The organism is Acidimicrobiales bacterium (assembly GCA_036270875.1).
GTDB lineage: Bacteria > Actinomycetota > Acidimicrobiia > Acidimicrobiales > AC-9 > AC-9.
In genome coordinates this window covers 25484-40952 of record DATBBR010000062.1, presented here as the reverse complement: position 1 = coordinate 40952, position 15469 = coordinate 25484, and the positions used below count along the sequence as shown (strand labels likewise).

General features: G+C 71.3%; 17 protein-coding genes. 13 read left to right on the top strand and 4 right to left on the bottom strand.

All coding sequences use genetic code 11. The features are described from left to right. Window positions 1-323: 323 nt before the first annotated feature. Complete coding sequence (locus tag VH112_07375) at window positions 324-1364, top strand: glycerate kinase (GenBank protein HEX4540052.1); 1041 nt, start codon at window positions 324-326, stop codon at window positions 1362-1364. Here VH112_07375 and VH112_07370 read toward each other — a convergent pair. Further along, the gene (locus VH112_07370) at window positions 1343-2248 is read right to left on the bottom strand and encodes a glucosyl-3-phosphoglycerate synthase (protein HEX4540051.1); all 906 of its coding nucleotides are present in this window, start codon (window positions 2246-2248) and stop codon (window positions 1343-1345) included. The genes VH112_07375 and VH112_07370 overlap by 22 nt on opposite strands. 206 nt (window positions 2249-2454) lie before the next feature. On the opposite strand from VH112_07370, the gene VH112_07365 reads away from it, so the two are divergent. From VH112_07365 to VH112_07340, 6 genes are all read left to right on the top strand, one after another. Continuing rightward, window positions 2455-3705, top strand: a complete 1251-nt coding sequence (locus VH112_07365; GenBank protein HEX4540050.1) for a threonine synthase — start codon at window positions 2455-2457, stop codon at window positions 3703-3705. Then, window positions 3702-3977 carry a ubiquitin-like small modifier protein 1 gene (locus VH112_07360; GenBank protein ID HEX4540049.1) on the top strand — a complete coding sequence of 92 codons (276 nt, stop codon included), beginning with the start codon at window positions 3702-3704 and terminating at the stop codon, window positions 3975-3977. Before VH112_07365 ends, VH112_07360 begins: the two co-directional genes overlap by 4 nt. 194 nt (window positions 3978-4171) lie before the next feature. After that, window positions 4172-5794, top strand: coding sequence for a chaperonin GroEL (gene groL / locus VH112_07355; GenBank protein HEX4540048.1), 1623 nt, complete (start codon window positions 4172-4174; stop codon window positions 5792-5794). A gap of 88 nt (window positions 5795-5882) precedes the next feature. Beyond that, window positions 5883-6566 carry a chlorite dismutase family protein gene (locus tag VH112_07350; protein HEX4540047.1) on the top strand — a complete coding sequence of 228 codons (684 nt, stop codon included), beginning with the start codon at window positions 5883-5885 and terminating at the stop codon, window positions 6564-6566. Continuing rightward, the gene (larE, locus tag VH112_07345; GenBank protein ID HEX4540046.1) at window positions 6566-7426 is read left to right on the top strand and encodes an ATP-dependent sacrificial sulfur transferase LarE; all 861 of its coding nucleotides are present in this window, start codon (window positions 6566-6568) and stop codon (window positions 7424-7426) included. The genes VH112_07350 and larE overlap by 1 nt, the downstream gene beginning before the upstream one ends. Then, window positions 7423-7662 (top strand): NIL domain-containing protein, encoded by a 240-nt coding sequence (locus tag VH112_07340; GenBank protein HEX4540045.1) that lies wholly within the window; start codon window positions 7423-7425, stop codon window positions 7660-7662. Before larE ends, VH112_07340 begins: the two co-directional genes overlap by 4 nt. A 9-nt stretch (window positions 7663-7671) precedes the next feature. Here the strand turns inward: VH112_07340 and VH112_07335 are convergent, their stop codons facing one another. Then, window positions 7672-7953, bottom strand: a complete 282-nt coding sequence (locus VH112_07335; protein HEX4540044.1) for a hypothetical protein — start codon at window positions 7951-7953, stop codon at window positions 7672-7674. A 62-nt stretch (window positions 7954-8015) separates the two neighbouring features. Here VH112_07335 and VH112_07330 point away from each other — a divergent pair, with 62 nt between their 5' ends. Together VH112_07330 and VH112_07325 are read left to right on the top strand one after the other, a co-directional pair. After that, a complete protein-coding gene (locus tag VH112_07330; GenBank protein HEX4540043.1) occupies window positions 8016-8462 on the top strand; it encodes a hypothetical protein in 447 nt (148 codons plus the stop codon). Between the two features lie 25 nt (window positions 8463-8487). Continuing rightward, window positions 8488-9165 carry an NUDIX hydrolase N-terminal domain-containing protein gene (locus VH112_07325; GenBank protein HEX4540042.1) on the top strand — a complete coding sequence of 226 codons (678 nt, stop codon included), beginning with the start codon at window positions 8488-8490 and terminating at the stop codon, window positions 9163-9165. 6 nt (window positions 9166-9171) lie between these two features. Here VH112_07325 and VH112_07320 read toward each other — a convergent pair whose 3' ends face one another. Continuing rightward, window positions 9172-9645, bottom strand: a complete 474-nt coding sequence (locus VH112_07320; protein HEX4540041.1) for a hypothetical protein — start codon at window positions 9643-9645, stop codon at window positions 9172-9174. A 60-nt stretch (window positions 9646-9705) separates the two neighbouring features. Here VH112_07320 and VH112_07315 point away from each other — a divergent pair, with 60 nt between their 5' ends. Continuing rightward, complete coding sequence (locus VH112_07315) at window positions 9706-11115, top strand: amidase (protein HEX4540040.1); 1410 nt, start codon at window positions 9706-9708, stop codon at window positions 11113-11115. A gap of 88 nt (window positions 11116-11203) precedes the next feature. Here VH112_07315 and VH112_07310 read toward each other — a convergent pair whose 3' ends face one another. Further along, complete coding sequence (locus VH112_07310) at window positions 11204-12049, bottom strand: PAC2 family protein (protein HEX4540039.1); 846 nt, start codon at window positions 12047-12049, stop codon at window positions 11204-11206. 86 nt (window positions 12050-12135) lie between these two features. Between VH112_07310 and VH112_07305 the strand changes: the two genes are divergently transcribed. From VH112_07305 to VH112_07295, 3 genes are all read left to right on the top strand, one after another. Next, window positions 12136-13686 (top strand): citrate synthase, encoded by a 1551-nt coding sequence (locus VH112_07305; protein ID HEX4540038.1) that lies wholly within the window; start codon window positions 12136-12138, stop codon window positions 13684-13686. Next, a complete protein-coding gene (locus VH112_07300; GenBank protein HEX4540037.1) occupies window positions 13687-14121 on the top strand; it encodes a GNAT family N-acetyltransferase in 435 nt (144 codons plus the stop codon). It abuts the gene before it with no gap. A gap of 65 nt (window positions 14122-14186) precedes the next feature. Next, window positions 14187-15458: a citrate synthase gene (locus VH112_07295; protein ID HEX4540036.1), complete on the top strand. Its 1272-nt coding sequence runs from the start codon at window positions 14187-14189 to the stop codon at window positions 15456-15458. Window positions 15459-15469 lie beyond the last annotated feature (11 nt).

Below are 15469 nucleotides of genomic sequence, written 5' to 3'. Positions count from 1 at the left end.
GCCCATGGCGGCGGCGATCCATATGGTGTCGGTCCCCGCTACCAGCGGGCTCAGGCTGGAGACGAGGCCGCCCGCGCCACGTCGGGCGACGAGCTGCTGGTCGTCGTCCAGAGCGAAAGACAGCGGACCCCGGTTGGAGACGATGACGAGCTCCGGTCCGCCCATGCCCCCGGACCCTACCGCCACCGCCGCCCGCCGCCCGCCGCCCGCCGCCCGCCGTCGGTGGGCCCCCGCGCCAGGAGGGCCCCTCGGAGACCCGCCGGGCTCATGGGCGGGGCGACGGCCGGTCGCCCATCGGTCGACCCGTCGGGCACGATGGCCCGGTGCCTCACCTCGTGGCTGCGCCGGACAAGTTCAGGGGAACAGCCGCCGCCACTGAAGTGGCTGCTGCTGTTGCCCGGGCCGGTGCGTCGCTCGGCTGGAGCTGCACCCAGGTGCCGATGGCTGACGGGGGGGAGGGGATCCTCGACGTCCTGGGCGGGAGGGTCCGGCGGACGTCGGTGGAGGGTCCGCTGGGTGCCCCGGTGACGGCCGAGTGGCGGCTCGACGACAAGACGGCCGTGGTCGAGATGGCCCGCGCCTCGGGACTGGAGCTCGTGGGTGGGCCCCGCGGCAACGACCCGGTGGCCGCGTCCACCACCGGGACCGGTCAGCTGATCGCCGCCGCCGTGGCGGCCGGCGCCCGCCGGGTGATCGTCGGGGTGGGGGGCTCGGCGACGACCGACGGCGGCCTCGGCGCCATACGGGCCTTGGACCCGCACGCTCGCCTGACCAAGGTCGAGCTCGTGGTGGCGTGCGACGTGACGACGACGTTCGTCGATGCCGCCGAGGACTTCGCCCCTCAGAAGGGGGCCAGCCCGGCCCAGGTGGCATTGCTTCGGCGGCGGCTCGAGCGCCTGGCCCAGCTGTACGACAACGAGTACGGGGTCGACGTCCGGCAGTTGCCCGGCAGCGGAGCCGCCGGCGGGCTCGCCGGGGGCCTGGCTGCTCTCGGCGCCACCCTCGTTCCGGGGTTCGACCTCGTGGCCGAGGCGGTGGGTCTGGCCGACGAGATCGACCGGGCCGAGCTCGTTGTCACGGGTGAGGGGTTCCTCGACGAGCAGTCGTTCCGGGGAAAGGTGGTCGGCGAGGTCGCCGAGCTGGCGGCCCGGGCGAACGTTCCCGTCCTCGCCGTGGTGGGCGAGGTGGTCGACGCCAACCTGAAAGAGCTCGGCGGGGAGAGTCACCACGACGTGTCGGTCATCTCACTCGTCGAACGCTGCGGGCGGGAGCGGGCGATGGGCCGCACGCTCGAGTGCGTCGAGGAGGAAGTGGCTCGCTACCTTCAGGGGCTTCAGGCGCTTCAGGCGCTGCGGCGGGTGTAGGCGGGCACGTCGAGCAGGGGCGGGAGGTCCCCGCTGGCGACGGTGCGCGGGGCGGCGCCAGGAACGACCAGCGTCGCTGACGGCTGTTCCCGAGCCGGCACCCCGGCCCTGTCCAGGGCGACCTGGACGATGGCGACCGCCTGGGGTGCCAGCTCGGAAACCGGGCGGTTGCGATGGGCCCGGGTGCCCAGGTCGACCTCGGCGATCGAGCCCAGTCCGAAGCGGGAGGCGACGTCCGCCAGCAGCCCGAGCTCCACGCCGTAGCCCTGGGCGAACGGCAGGCGCTCGAGCACCTCCCGCGGCGCTGCGCACTCACCGGCAAGGGGCTGGACGATGCCGGACAGGTGCGGGAGCAGCACGGCGATCAGGGGCCTGGCGACGAGCTCCGTCACCCGCCCGCCGCCAGTCGCTTGCCCCTCGAACGGGCGGTCGTAGAACGCCTTGACGAGGGCCACATCGTCGTAGGTGAGGACGGGGCCCAGCAGCCCGGCGACGAACGAGGGCTGGAAGTTGGTCACGTCGGCGTCGAGAAAGGCGACGACGTCCCCCTCGCTGGCGAACACCGCGCTCCACAACGCCTGGCCCTTGCCCGGCTCCCCGCCGTGCTGGCCGAGCACGTCGGCGGCCCGCACCACTCGAGCCCCCGCCGACCGGGCGACCTCGGCGGTGCCGTCGGTCGAGCCGTCGTCGACGACAAGGACCTCGTCGACAAGACCGGACGCCGCCACCCGACCGCTCAGCAGCGCCCGCAGGATCGGGCCGATCGTCGCCGACTCGTCACGCGCCGGGAGGCAGACCGACACCCGCCGGCCCCCCTTGGCGGCGGCGAGGGACTCGAGGGGGAAGTCGCGGTGATGAAAGGCCCGTGACCGGCCGGGAACCATGGGGCCATCATCCACCACCGCGGGCACCTCCGCCCGACTGTCCCCCGAAACCGCTTTGACGGGCGGGCGCAGGTCGTTCACTATTGGAGAAGCCATCATCCAGAGCGGTCGAGGGACCGGGCCCAACGACGCCGCGACAACCAGCGCCAGACCCGCCGGGGAGCGGGGGGCGCCAGGTGCCAATGCCCGAGCGATGAGGAGGAGTTGTGTCGTTCATAGAAGGCCTCCGCTGCCGGGAATGCGCGCGCGTGTATCCGGCCGAGGCTCTGCACGTCTGTGACTACTGTTTCGGGCCCCTCGAGGTCACCTATGACTATGAGGCCATTGCCGACCACGTGAGTGCCGACAGCATCGCCGCCGGCCCCGACACCATCTGGCGCTACGCCGACCTGCTGCCGGTCGAGGCTGAGGCCCCGGTCGACCTCGGTGCCGGTTTCACGCCGCTCGTCCGAGCCGACCGCCTGGCGGCCGAGCTGGGGCTGGGGGAGGTGTGGATCAAGAACGACACGGTGAACCCGACCGGCTCGTTCAAGGACCGGGTCGTGTCGGTAGCGCTCACCAAAGCCCGGCAGCTGGGCTTCAAGGTGGCGGCCTGCGCCTCGACCGGCAACCTGGCGAACGCCGTGGCCGCCCACGCCGCCCGGGCGGGCATGGAGTCGGTCGTGTTCATCCCGCACGACCTCGAGCTGGCCAAGGTCGTGACCACCGCCGTCTACGGCGGCAGGCTCATCGCCGTCGAGGGCAACTACGACGACGTGAACCGGCTGTGCGCGGAGCTGACGGCCGAGCACCCCTCGTGGGCCTTCGTCAACGTCAACGTGCGCACCTACTACGCCGAGGGGTCGAAGACCCTCGCCTTCGAGGCGGCCGAGCAGCTGGGCTGGGAGGCCCCCGACCACGTGGTGGTGCCCGTCGGCTCGGGCAGCCAGCTGACCAAGATCCACAAGGGCTTTCAGGAGCTCGGGCAGGTGGGCCTGCTCCCCGAGGCTCCTGAGGTGCGCATCTCCGGAGCTCAGGCCACCGGGTGCGCTCCCGTGGCCACGGCCTTCGCCGAGGGGGTCGACCACATCCGTCCCGTCCGGCCCGCGACGATCGCCAAGTCCTTGGCCATCGGCAACCCCGCGGACGGTTGGTACGCCCTCGACACCGTACGCTCCACCGGCGGCGCCTTGGACGCCGTCACCGATGACGAGATCGTCGAGGGCATCTCCCTGCTGGCCCGCACCGAGGGCATCTTCGCCGAGACGGCGGGGGGTGTGACCGTGGCGACCCTGGCCAAGCTGGCGGCGGCGGGCGTGGTCCGCTCCGACGAGCGGGTGGTCGCCTACGTCACCGGGCACGGCTTGAAGACCGTCGACGCGGTGACGCCCCACGTGGGTCCCAGCGCCACCATCGCCCCGTCGATGGACGCCTTTGAAGAGGCGCTGGCCGCCCTCGAGCAGGTCGACCGGCCATGAGCGTGACCGTTCGTGTGCCGACCCAGCTGCGCACCCTCACCAACGGCGTCGGCGAGGTCGCGGTCGAGGGGTCGAGCGTGGGTGACATCCTCAAGGCGCTCGACGCCTCTTACCCAGGGTTCGCCGGGCGCCTCTTCGACGACACCGGGAAGCTGCGCCGCTTCGTCAACGTCTTCCTGGCCGACGAGGACGTCCGCTTCCTGCAGGGTCTGGACACCCCGGTGCCCGACGGGCAGACGCTGTCCATCATCCCCGCCGTCGCCGGAGGCTGACCGGACGAAGCGCCCGAGCTTGGGCGCATAGGCGGCCCGATCCGGCGCCACCCGCGCACCTCGGCACCTGCGGTGCCGAAAAAGCGGTCCCGGGCCCGCACGGGCCCGGTTGCGGAACGGGGCCGTGCGTGGTTTGCTGTTAGCAGTCACGGGATGAGAGTGCTAACGGTCCACCCATTGGAGGGAACCACGATATGCCCAAGTTGATCGCCTTCGACGAGCATGCCCGCAGGCAGCTCGAGAGCGGCATGAACCAGCTGGCCGATGCGGTCCGCGTCACCCTGGGCCCCAAGGGCCGCAACGTCGTGCTGGACAAGAAGTGGGGCGCGCCGACGATCACCAACGACGGCGTGTCCATCGCCAAAGAGATCGAGCTGGAGGACCCCTACGAGAAGATCGGGGCCGAGCTGGTCAAGGAGGTAGCCAAGAAGACCGACGACGTCGCCGGTGACGGGACCACCACGGCGACCGTCCTGGCCTGGTCCATGGTGCACGAGGGCCTTCGCAACGTCGCCGCCGGTGCCAACCCGATGTCGCTGAAGCGGGGGGTCGAAGCGGCGGTCGACACCGCCGTCTCCGCCCTCAAGGCCTCGGCCAACGAGATCGATTCCAAGGACCAGATCGCCCAGGTGGCAGCCATCTCGGCCGCCGACCCGGAGATCGGGGGAATGATCTCCGAGGCGATCGACAAGGTCGGCAAGGACGGCGTGATCACCGTCGAGGAGTCCCAGACCTTCGGCATGGAGATGGATCTCGTCGAGGGCATGCGCTTCGACAAGGGCTACATCTCTCCGTACTTCGTCACCGATCCGGAGCGCATGGAGGCGGCCCTGGAGGACGCCTACATCCTGCTCGTCGGCTCCAAGATCTCGGCCGTCCGGGACCTGCTCCCGGTGCTGGAGAAGGTCATGCAGTCGGGACGCCCGCTGGTCATCATCGCCGAGGACGTCGAGGGCGAGGCCCTCGCGACCCTGGTGGTCAACAAGATCCGGGGCACGTTCAAGAGCGTGGCCGTCAAGGCCCCCGGCTTCGGCGACCGCCGCAAGGCGATGCTCCAGGACATTGCCATCCTCACCGGTGGCCAGGTGATCACCGAGGAGGTCGGCCTCAAGCTCGAGAACGTCACCCTCGACCTGCTGGGCAAGGCCCGCAAGGTCGTGGTGACCAAGGACGAGACCACCATCGTCGAGGGCGGCGGCACCGAGTCCGACATCAAGGGCCGGATCGCCCAGATCAAGGCCGAGATCGAGAACACCGACTCCGACTACGACCGGGAGAAGCTCCAGGAGCGCCTGGCCAAGCTGTCGGGCGGCGTGGCCGTGATCAAGGTCGGCGCAGCGACCGAGGTGGAGCTCAAGGAGAAGAAGCACCGCATCGAGGACGCCGTGAGCACCACCAAGGCGGCCATCGAGGAGGGTGTCGTCGCCGGCGGGGGTGTGGCGCTCCTGCGGGCCCAGGCCTCCGTGCTCGACGCGGCGGAGAAGCTCGACCACGACGAGGCCACCGGCGCCCGCATCGTGGCCCGCGCCGTCGAGGAGCCCCTCAAGCAGATCGCCGTCAACGCCGGCCTCGAGGGCGGCGTGGTGGTCGAGCGGGTTCGCAACATGACCAAGCCGAACGAGGGCTTCAACGCCCTCACCGGCGAGTACGAGGACCTCGTCAAGGCCGGCGTCATCGACGCCGCCAAGGTCACCCGCTCGGCGCTGCAGAACGCAGCGTCGATCGCCGGTCTCTTCCTCACCACCGAGGCTGTCATCGTCGACAAGCCCGAGGACCAGGCCCCCGCCATGCCCGGCGGTGGGATGGAGGACTTCTAGGGTTCACCGGCACGAGCTGGTCAACCGGAGCGAGTGACACCAAGGGGCGCCGCAAGGCGCCCCTTGGCTGTCCCCGTAGACTGAGGCCGTGCCGGAGCCCCTCTCACCGTCGACCGGTTGGGGAGTCCTCCACCTCTTCGCCCGCTTGCGTGCGGACGTGAGTCGCGAGGCGGTGATCCACGCCGTCAAGGCGGCCCAGGCCGACGGCCAGCAGGTCGTCACCTTCGCCGTCCTCGGGCACAAGGCCGACCTCGGCTTCCTCGCCCTGGGGCCCGACCTCTGGCGGCTGCGGGCCTTGCAGACCGCGCTCCAGGCGGCCGGCATCGAGGTGACCGACTCCTACGTCTCACTGACCGAGGTCTCGGAGTACGCACAGGGCTTCCCCGACGAGATGAAGCGCCCCCGCCTCTACCCACAGCTGCCCCCCGAGGGAAAGCGGGCCATCTGCTTCTACCCGATGTCCAAGCGCCGCAACGAGGGGCAGAACTGGTACGCCCTCCCGTACCAGGAGCGAGAGTCGCTGATGCGCGGCCACGGCGCCACAGGCCGCACCTTCGCCGGCCGGGTCCTGCAGCTGATCACCGGTTCGACCGGCATCGACGACTACGAGTGGGGGGTCACGCTGTTCGCGGTCCGCCCAGACGACCTCAAGGACGTCGTCTACACGATGCGCTTCGACGAGGCGTCGGCCCAGTACGCCGAGTTCGGGCCCTTCTACACCGGGATGATCGGTGATACCGAAGAGGTGCTCGAGCAGATCGCCCGGCCCTGATGCGCGTCGTCCGGCCGGGCGCGACCGATCCCGACCTCGAACGTCTGCGTGACGGGCTTCGTCAACTCGGCCGCGTGGTGGTCGCCTTCAGCGGCGGCGCCGACTCCGCCTTCCTGGCCTGGACGGCCACCGACGCCCTGGGACCCGATCGAGTCCTCTGCGCCACCGCCGTCTCGCCGTCGCTGGCGCCCGAAGAGCGCGCCGACTGCGAGGCGCTGGTCGCCGAGTGGGGTCTGCGCTGGATCTCCGTCGAGACCGACGAGCTGGCGAACCCCGGCTACTCGGCCAACGACGGCACCCGCTGCTACCACTGCAAGGCCGAGCTCATGGCGGTCGTGGGCCCGATCGCTGCCGCGGAGGGTGCCGTTATCGCCCTCGGCGTGAACCTCGACGACCTGGGCGACCATCGCCCCGGACAGCAGGCGGCGCAGGAGGGCGGGGCCGTGTTCCCCCTCGTCGAGGCCGGGTTCACCAAGGCGGACGTGCGCGCCGCGTCCAAGCTCCTCGGCCTGCGCACCTGGGACAAGCCGGCGGCGGCCTGCTTGGCGTCGAGGGTCCCGTACGGGACGCCCGTGACGCTCGGCGTCCTCGACTCGGTCGCTCGGGCCGAATCGGCCCTCCGGCTGCTCGGCTTCGGTCAGCTCCGGGTCCGCCACTACGGGGAGCTCGCCCGCATCGAGCTCGACGGCGACGAGCTGGCCCGGGCGGTCGAGTGCCGAGAGGCGATCGTGGCCGCCGTTCGCGAGGCCGGGTACGCCTACGTGACCCTCGATCTCGAGGGCTTCCGGACCGGCAACCTCAACCGTTCGCTCGCCGCGGCCTCCGGGGCCAACGGTGCCCTCGAGCGGGAGCACCGGTGATCGGCGCCAAGATCAAGCTCACCTTTCCCGAGCACCTCATCACCCAGCCGATCGTCGCTCGGCTGGCACGCGAGCGCGACGTGGTCCCCAACATCCGCCGGGCCAGCGTCGAGGGCAACGTCGGCTGGATCGTCTGCGAGCTGGCCGGCGAGCCCGCGGCGATCGATCGCGCCATCGCCTGGTTGCGCGACGAGGGCGTGCAGGTCGATCTGCTGGGCGACGTGGTCGAGAGCTGACTCTCTGCCTCAGTCCTCGCAAACCGTCCAGGTCGGGAAGGCAAGGTGGGTCACGCCGAGGTGCTCGACCAGGCGACCTTGGTCGCGGAGGCGCGGGGCGCAGCGACGGGCCGTGTCGGCGCCGACCATTCGGACGTACTCGGCCAAGGTGACAAGGAGCGGGCCGACGTCGAGATCGCCGGGACGGGTGACGGCGTCGACCTCGAGCGTGGGCCGGCACGGGTTCGAGAGCTCGACGGCGTGGCAGTGGTAGACGACGCCCTCGAAGACCGAGAGGGCTCTGATCCTCACCGGCCCAGCGATCCCGGGGTGACCGGCTTGGGCCGCACCCCGCCAGCATGCAACATGAGGCCATGGAGGAGCATGCCCAGGCCCTGTTCGACGGCATCGAGGCGGCCGTGCCGGCTTGGGTCGAGCGCTGCGTCGAGCGACGACTCCTCGAGTACAACGGCGCGGCGGGCGACGAGGTGATGACGGCGGCGGCAGATGCCGGCCGACGAGCGCAGACCGAGGTCGCCGCCGGCATCAGGGCACTCCTCGAGACCGACATCGACGCCCAGTCGACGACGCCCCTCAGCCTGCTCCGCCAGGCGGTGCGGTACCCCACCGAGGTGCTGCGCGCCGCCGGGATACCGCCCGTGCGGCGCGACGCGTTCGCCGAGTCCAGCTTTCCGGAGGACGACTACGACCTGGCGCCGGCGTCGCTGGGCGACGTCGACCCCGACCTCGTCGAGGTGGGGCTGGCCTGGGGGGCGGCCAAGGCCATGGCCCACCGGCGCCGCCACGGGAGCGGTTCGTGATCCGACCGGTACTAGGTTCGCGGAGGTGGCCGACCGGCTGTCATCCCGTGACCTGATCCGCTGGAGCGAGAGCCTCTCGGCCATCGCCCGGACGGGCCTCGGCTTCACCGAGAATCTCTACGAGCAGGAGCGCTTCGAGGAGGTGCTGAAGGTCGCGGCCGACATCCGCGTCGCCGCCAGCGCGGAAGCCGACGCCGCCACTGTGGTGGCGGAGTGGCTCGACGCGGTGGGCGAGGGCGTCGCCGGTTACGTCACGCCAAAGGTCGCCGTGGGCGCCGTGGTCGGCAACGAGCAGGGTGAGCTGCTCCTGGTGAAGCGGGCCGACTCGGGCGTGTGGCTCTATCCGACCGGCTGGGCGGACGTCGGGTACTCGGCGTCGGAGGTGGTGGTCAAGGAGGTGCTCGAGGAGACGGGAATGGAGGTCGAGCCCTTGCGCCTCATCGCGGTGCTCGACGGTCTGCGGCAGGGCTTCACCCGCGTGCCGCTCTACTCGCTGATCTTCCACTGCCGGGTCCTCGGAGGCGAGCTGCGCCCCCACCCCCTCGAGTGCGCCGACGTTGGGTGGTTCTCCGAGGAGCGCCTGCCCCAGCCCCTCGCTGGAGCCGAGAACTGGTCCAAGCACGTGTTCGCGGCCATACGGGGCGAGCCCGTCGAGGTGCTGTTCGACCAGCCCCGCCAGCCCACTTGGCGCGGCGCCGAGTAGCACGACCTATCTGGTCTCCAGCTGCTCGAGCAGCAGGGTCACGACCGACAGCTGACCCCGGCTCCGCTCCCACGCGTCGCCGATGGCGCCGTGGTCGACGAGGCCGACCGCGCGGGGCGTGATCCCGATGGATTCGGCGCCTGCGCGGCCGAGCGGCGCGGGCTCCAGCTCGTCGCCGTAGGCGGCGAACGCCTCCAGCCCGTCCCACAGCGACTCGGGCAGAGCCGGTGGCTGCGCGCCCGTAGCCACCGCCAGGGCCACGGTCGGGAAGACCGAGTAGGTGTCGACCCCCGGTGGGCGCTGGTACCCGGCGACGGGGTGAAGACGCCACTCCAGGGTCACCCCACGGGGACCGTCGTCGCGCAACCAGACCTGGGACCCGTTCACGTAGGCGTCGGTCGACTCGCCGAAGCGGTCGTCGAGGGCGACCACCAGCTCCGGTGTGACGTCCCAGACACAGCTGGCCACCAGCGGCGCCATCCCGTCACCCTAGGGCCCCCTCCCGGGCCGGTCTCCGGGCCGGCCAGTAGCGTTGCCGCCATGGAGACCGTGGTGAACCTGGCCGACGCAGTGCGCAGGGGCGAGCGGACGGCCACCGAGGTCCTCGACCAGCACGCCGCCGCCATCGGCGCCGCTGACGACAAGCTCAACGCCTTCGTCCACCTCGACCTGGACCTGGCCCGCCAGGCCGCCGAGGAGGTCGACGCCCGCCGGGCGCGGGGCGAGGACCCCGGTCCCCTCGCCGGCGTGCCCTTTGGCGTGAAGGACCTCGAGAACTGCGCGGGCATGCCCACCTCGTACGGCTCGCTGCTCTTCAAGGGCAGGCCGCCGGTGACAGCGGACTCGGTCCACGTTCGCCGGCTGCGCGCCGCCGGCGCCGTGCCGGTGGGAAAGACGGCGACACCGGAGTTCGGCACCGTGTGCTTCACGAGCACCCGGGCCTGGGGGACGACGGCGAACCCGTGGGACCTCGAGCGGACGCCCGGCGGGTCGAGCGGCGGTTCGGCGGCTGCCGTCGCCGCCGGGCTGGTCCCCTTCTGCACCGCCAGCGACGGCGGCGGCTCGACGCGCATCCCCGCCGCCTTCAGCGGGCTGGTCGGGTTCAAGGCCAGCTACGGCCGCATCCCCCATCCCGACGCTGCCCCTTCCCAGACGACCTGTCCCGGCGCGCTCACGACGACCGTTGCCGACGCCGCCCGTCACCTTGACGTGGCCGCGGGGCCCGACGATCGCGACCGGGTCTCGTTGCCGCCCGCCGGCGTCGTCTTCGAGCGGGCCATCGAGGAGCTGGACGTTGTCGGCCTGCGGGCGGCGTGGTCACCCGACCTCGGCTTCGCCGTGGTCGAGCCGGAAGTCACCGAGCTCACCGAGTCCGCCGCCCTCGCCCTGGCGGAGGCAGCCGGGCTCGAGCTGGTGGACCGTCCAGTGACGCTGACCGATCCGGTGCGGACCTGGCTGACGTCCGGTGCCGGCGACCTGTGGATGGACCTCGAGGAGGGCATGTACCCCGAGCAGGTGGAGGACATGGACCCGCTCACCCGCCTGGCCCTCGACGCCACCGCCGACGTCGCCATGCCACGGTACGCGCGCATCCTGCGGCGGCGAGCCCAACTGGAGGAGGAGGTCGCCGCCATCTTCAGGGACGTCGACGTGCTGCTCACCCCGGCCACCGCGGTGCCCGCCTTCGCCGCCGCAGGACCGATGCCGACCGAGATCGCCGGCGAGAAGGTCCACCCCGCCATGGTGGTGCCCTTCACGATGGTGGGGAACCTGTGCTGGAACCCTGCCGTGTCGGTGCCGTCGGCGCCCACCGAGGCCGGGCTGCCCGTGGGCCTCCAGGTCATGGGCCGCCGCCACGCCGACGCCACCGTCCTGCGCCTGGCCCGCATCTACGAGCAGGTCCGGCCGTGGACCCGGGTGGCGCCCCGGCCCTTCGCCCGCTCGGCCTGAGCGCTGCTGCACGGCGGGGCGAAAGTGGGCACCGCGCCCAAGCGCCTCGCCCGCTTTCGACGAGACGAGGGAACGAGACGACTCCGGATCAGTCGCCGTGATCGCGCAAGTAGCGCTCCACCTCGGCCGCCAGGGCGTCGCCGGAGGGCATCTCGTCCTCCTCGTCGTCGGCCTGCTCCAGCTGGGCCACGTACGCGGCCGCCTCGTCGTCGGCCTCGACCAGCTCGGTGACCTGTCGCTCGTAGGCCGAGGAGGCGATCTGGAGATCGACCGGCTCGATGCCCGCGCCCAGCAGGGACGCGGTGCGCTCGACCAGGGCCAGCGTGGCCTTGGGCGACGGCGTCTGGCCCACGTAGTGGGGGACGGTCGCCCACAGCGACGCCGAGGGGACGCCGGCCTGGAAAAGGTTGTCGTGCAGGACCCCGACGATCCCCGTGGGGCCCTCGTAGCCCGAGCGGCGCAGCCCGAGACGGGCCACGAGCTGAGGATCCGCCGCGCTTCCCGTCACCCGAACGGGCCGGCTGTGGGCCACGTCGGCCAGCAGCGCCCCGAGGGTGACGACCAGCTCGACGCCGAGCTCCCTGGCCGTGTTGGCGAGCACCTCGCTGAACGTCCTCCACCGCAGCTGGGGCTCGGTGCCGTGGAGGAACACGACGTCGCGCGACCGGCCCGGCAGGGCAGCGGAGGCGAAGGTGTTCGCCGGCCACTCGATGTGCCTGACGGTCCCTTCGTCGAGGCGGACCTGCGGGCGGGTGGCGGTGAAGTCGAAGAACTCCTCAGGATCCAGGTCGGCGAACGGCCGCGCCGACCAGGACCGCGCCAGGTACCGGGCGGCCGTGGTGGCGGCGTCGGCGGCGTCGTTCCACCCCTCGAAGGCCGCCACCAGGACCGGGCGGCGGAGCTTTGGGCGGTCGCTCCAGCGCAGCGCGTCCATCCGTTCCACCGTAGCGCCCGCGCCCGCCGAGGCCCCGGTCGAGACGCACCTCGTAGACTCGCTGGAGAGGCATGCAGAGGAGGCTCATGACCGACGCCACCGGACCCCGTACTCGCACCGTCGCCGATGTCATGAGCAGCCCCGCCATCACGGCGTCGCCGCGCGAGAGCGTGGCCGAGGCGGCCGAGCGAATGTCCGAGCACCGGCTGGGATCGGTCGTCGTGGTCGAGGATCGACGCCCGGTCGGCATCCTGACCGAGCGCGACCTCGTCCGCTTCGCCGGCTCGGGCGCCGACGCGTCCGTGACCAAGGTGTCCGAGTGGATGACCGAGCGGCCCGACACCGTCGCCCCCCACGTCGAGGTCACCGAGGCCTGGCGCAATCTGGCCGAGCACGGGTACCGGCACATCCCTGTCGTCGAGGACGCCGAGCTCGTCGGTGTGCTCTCGATGCGCGACCTCATGCGCATCGCCCAGATCCGGCCCGTCGAGCAGGCCGTGACCGATGTCCCCAGGGGTCTCGAGGGTGTCGTCGTCGCCGAGACCGATATCGGTGACGTCCGCGGCCTCGAGGGCTTCTATCACTACCGCCAGTACTCGGCCGTCGAGCTGGCCGAGAAGCGTTCGCTCGAGGACGTCTGGCACCTCGTGTTCTTCGGCGAGCTGCCCTCCGCCAGCCAGCGCGAGGAGCTCCGCCGGCGCGTGCGGGCCAGCCGCACGATCCCCGACTCGGTGCGTCCGCTGCTGCCCGCCATCGCCGCCGCCGGCGACCGGTTCGTGGCGCTCGACGCGCTGCGATCGGCGGTGTCGTTGTCCGCCAGCTCGCTCGGCTTTCGGGCCAGCTTGGATCTCGGCGCCTCCGAGCTGGAGGACGAGGCCATGCGGCTGTGCGCGTTGGTCCCGACGCTCGTGATGGCGCTCTACCGGCTCAGCGAGGGCCAGCAGCCTATCGAGCCGCATCCTGAGCTCGACTACGCGGCCAACTATCTCTACATGCTCACGGGAGAGGTGCCCGATCCGGCCAAGGCCCGGGCCCTCGAGAAGTACCTCATCTCCACCATCGACCACGGGTTCAACTCGTCGACCTTCACCGCTCGCGTCATCACCTCGACCGGCGCCGACCTGGGCGCCGCTGTGGTCGGTGCCATCGGCGCCCTCTCCGGGCCGCTCCACGGCGGCGCCCCCAGTCGGGCCCTGGACATGCTCGACGCCATCGGCCGGCCCGAGAACGCCGACGCCTACATCCGTGACGTGGTGCAGCGGGGCGGCCGGATCATGGGCTTCGGCCATCGCGTCTACAAGACCGACGACCCCCGTTCGCTCATGCTGCGGCGGGTGGCACTCGACCTCGGCGGGCCGCTGGCGGCGTTCGCCCGACAGGTCGAGCAGACGGTGGTCGACGTCCTCGCCGAGCTCAAGCCGGGCCGGTCGCTCTATACCAACGTCGAGTTCTACGCCGGCGTGGTGATGAGCGAGTGTGGGCTGCCAAGATCGCTGTTCACCCCGACCTTCGCCAGCAGCCGCACGATCGGCTGGTGCGCCCACATCCTCGAGCAGGCCGCCGACAACCGTCTCATTCGACCGAGCGCGCACTACACGGGACCGCCGCCTCCGCAGCCCGTACCGGACGCCGAGTAGGTGGAGGTGCGGGTCGAGGCGGCGACCGAGGTCACCGCCGAGCTGGTCGAAGCCTTCGCCGGGCTGGTGCCCCAGCTGTCGTCGTCCTCGCCGCCTCCGGGCCCGGCCGAGCTGGCCGAGATCGTGGAGTCTCCGGCGACCACCTTGCTCGTCGCCCGGCTCCCGGCGGGTGAGATCGTGGGAACGCTCACCCTGGTGGTCTTCCGCATCCCGACAGGGGTGCGGGCGTGGATCGAGGACGTGGTGGTCGACGACGGCGCCCGAGGGCGGGGCGTCGGCGAGGCGCTCAACGAGGAGGCCATCCGGCGGGCGGCCGCAGCCGGCGCCAGGAGCGTCGATCTCACGTCCCGGCCCTCCCGGGAGGCGGCCAACCGCCTCTACCGCCGCCTGGGGTTCGAGCCCCGGGACACCAACGTCTACCGGCACCGATCCTGATTCAGGAGGCCTCGGGCCCGCCGTACTATGGACGGAGGGGTGGCGAGAGGAAGAGGGACCGACTCGTGCCAGAGAGCGTCACCATCACCGACAACCGCAACGGCCAGTCGGTCGAGATCCCCATCGAGAACGGCGGGATCTCGGCGGCGGCGTGGTCGAAGCTCCTGCCCGGCATCTGGTTCTACGATCCTGGGTTCACGTCCACGGCGGCCTGCCAGAGCGCCATCACGTTCCTCGACGGCGAGGCCGGCATCCTCAGGTACCGCGGCTACCCCATCGACGAGCTGGCCGAGCGTTCCTCGTACCTGGAGGTCGCCTACCTCCTCCTGAAGGGCGAGCTGCCCACGCCGGCGGAGTTCGACGTCTGGCGGCGCGAGGTCACCCACCACACGTTCATCCACGAGAACGTGCGCAAGCGCTTTCTCGAGGGCTTTCACTACGACGCCCATCCCATGGGCATGCTGGTCTCGGCGGTCGCCGCCCTTTCGACCTTCTACCTCGACGCCAAGGACATCTTCGACCCCGAGTCCCGCGACAAGCAGATCATCCGCCTCATCGCCAAGATGCCCACCCTGGCCGCGGCCGCCCACCGGTTCAGCGTCGGCATGCCCTTCGTCTACCCCGACAACTCGCTGGGCTTCGCCGCCAACTTTTTGTCCATGATGTGGAAGATCGCCGAGCCCCGGTTCGACGCCAACCCGGCCCTCGCCCACGCCCTCGACGTGTTGTTCATCCTCCACGCCGACCACGAGCAGAACTGCTCGACGACGGCGATGCGCGTCGTCGGCTCGTCCCACGCCGATCCCTACTCGGCCTGCGCCGCCGCCTGCGCCGCGCTCTACGGCCCCCGCCACGGTGGAGCCAACGAGGCCGTGATCCGCATGCTCACCGAGATCGGCTCGATCGACCACGTCGACGACTTCGTCGCCGCCGTCAAGCGCGGCGAGGGCCGCCTGCAGGGCTTCGGCCACCGCGTGTACAAGAACTACGACCCCCGGGCTCGCATCATCAAGCGCACGGCGGACGAGGTCTTCGACGTCACGGGCAAGAACCCGCTGCTCGACATCGCCCTCAAGCTCGAGGAGCGGGCCCTGTCCGACGAGTACTTCACGTCTCGTCGCCTCTATCCCAACGTCGACTTCTACTCGGGGCTGATCTACCAGGCCATGGGCTTTCCGATCGACATGTTCCCGGTGCTGTTCGCCATCCCGCGGACCTCGGGATGGCTGTCCCACTGGACGGAGCTCCTGGACCAGGACTCCAAGATCGCCCGTCCCCGTCAGCTCTACGCGGGCGAGGACGAGCGCCACTACGTGCCGCTCGAGGAGCGCCGCTGACCCTGGAGCCA

What these genes read in the sequence shown, in the direction of transcription:
- VH112_07370 (HEX4540051.1), bottom strand. Translation starts at nt 2,248, where the DNA reads ATGGTTCCCGGCCGGTCACGGGCCTTTCATCACCGCGACTTCCCCCTC.
- VH112_07360 (HEX4540049.1), top strand. Translation starts at nt 3,702, where the DNA reads ATGAGCGTGACCGTTCGTGTGCCGACCCAGCTGCGCACCCTCACCAAC.
- groL (HEX4540048.1), top strand. Translation starts at nt 4,172, where the DNA reads ATGCCCAAGTTGATCGCCTTCGACGAGCATGCCCGCAGGCAGCTCGAG.
- larE (HEX4540046.1), top strand. Translation starts at nt 6,566, where the DNA reads ATGCGCGTCGTCCGGCCGGGCGCGACCGATCCCGACCTCGAACGTCTG.
- VH112_07330 (HEX4540043.1), top strand. Translation starts at nt 8,016, where the DNA reads ATGGAGGAGCATGCCCAGGCCCTGTTCGACGGCATCGAGGCGGCCGTG.
- VH112_07320 (HEX4540041.1), bottom strand. Translation starts at nt 9,645, where the DNA reads ATGGCGCCGCTGGTGGCCAGCTGTGTCTGGGACGTCACACCGGAGCTG.
- VH112_07315 (HEX4540040.1), top strand. Translation starts at nt 9,706, where the DNA reads ATGGAGACCGTGGTGAACCTGGCCGACGCAGTGCGCAGGGGCGAGCGG.
- VH112_07310 (HEX4540039.1), bottom strand. Translation starts at nt 12,049, where the DNA reads ATGGACGCGCTGCGCTGGAGCGACCGCCCAAAGCTCCGCCGCCCGGTC.
- VH112_07305 (HEX4540038.1), top strand. Translation starts at nt 12,136, where the DNA reads ATGACCGACGCCACCGGACCCCGTACTCGCACCGTCGCCGATGTCATG.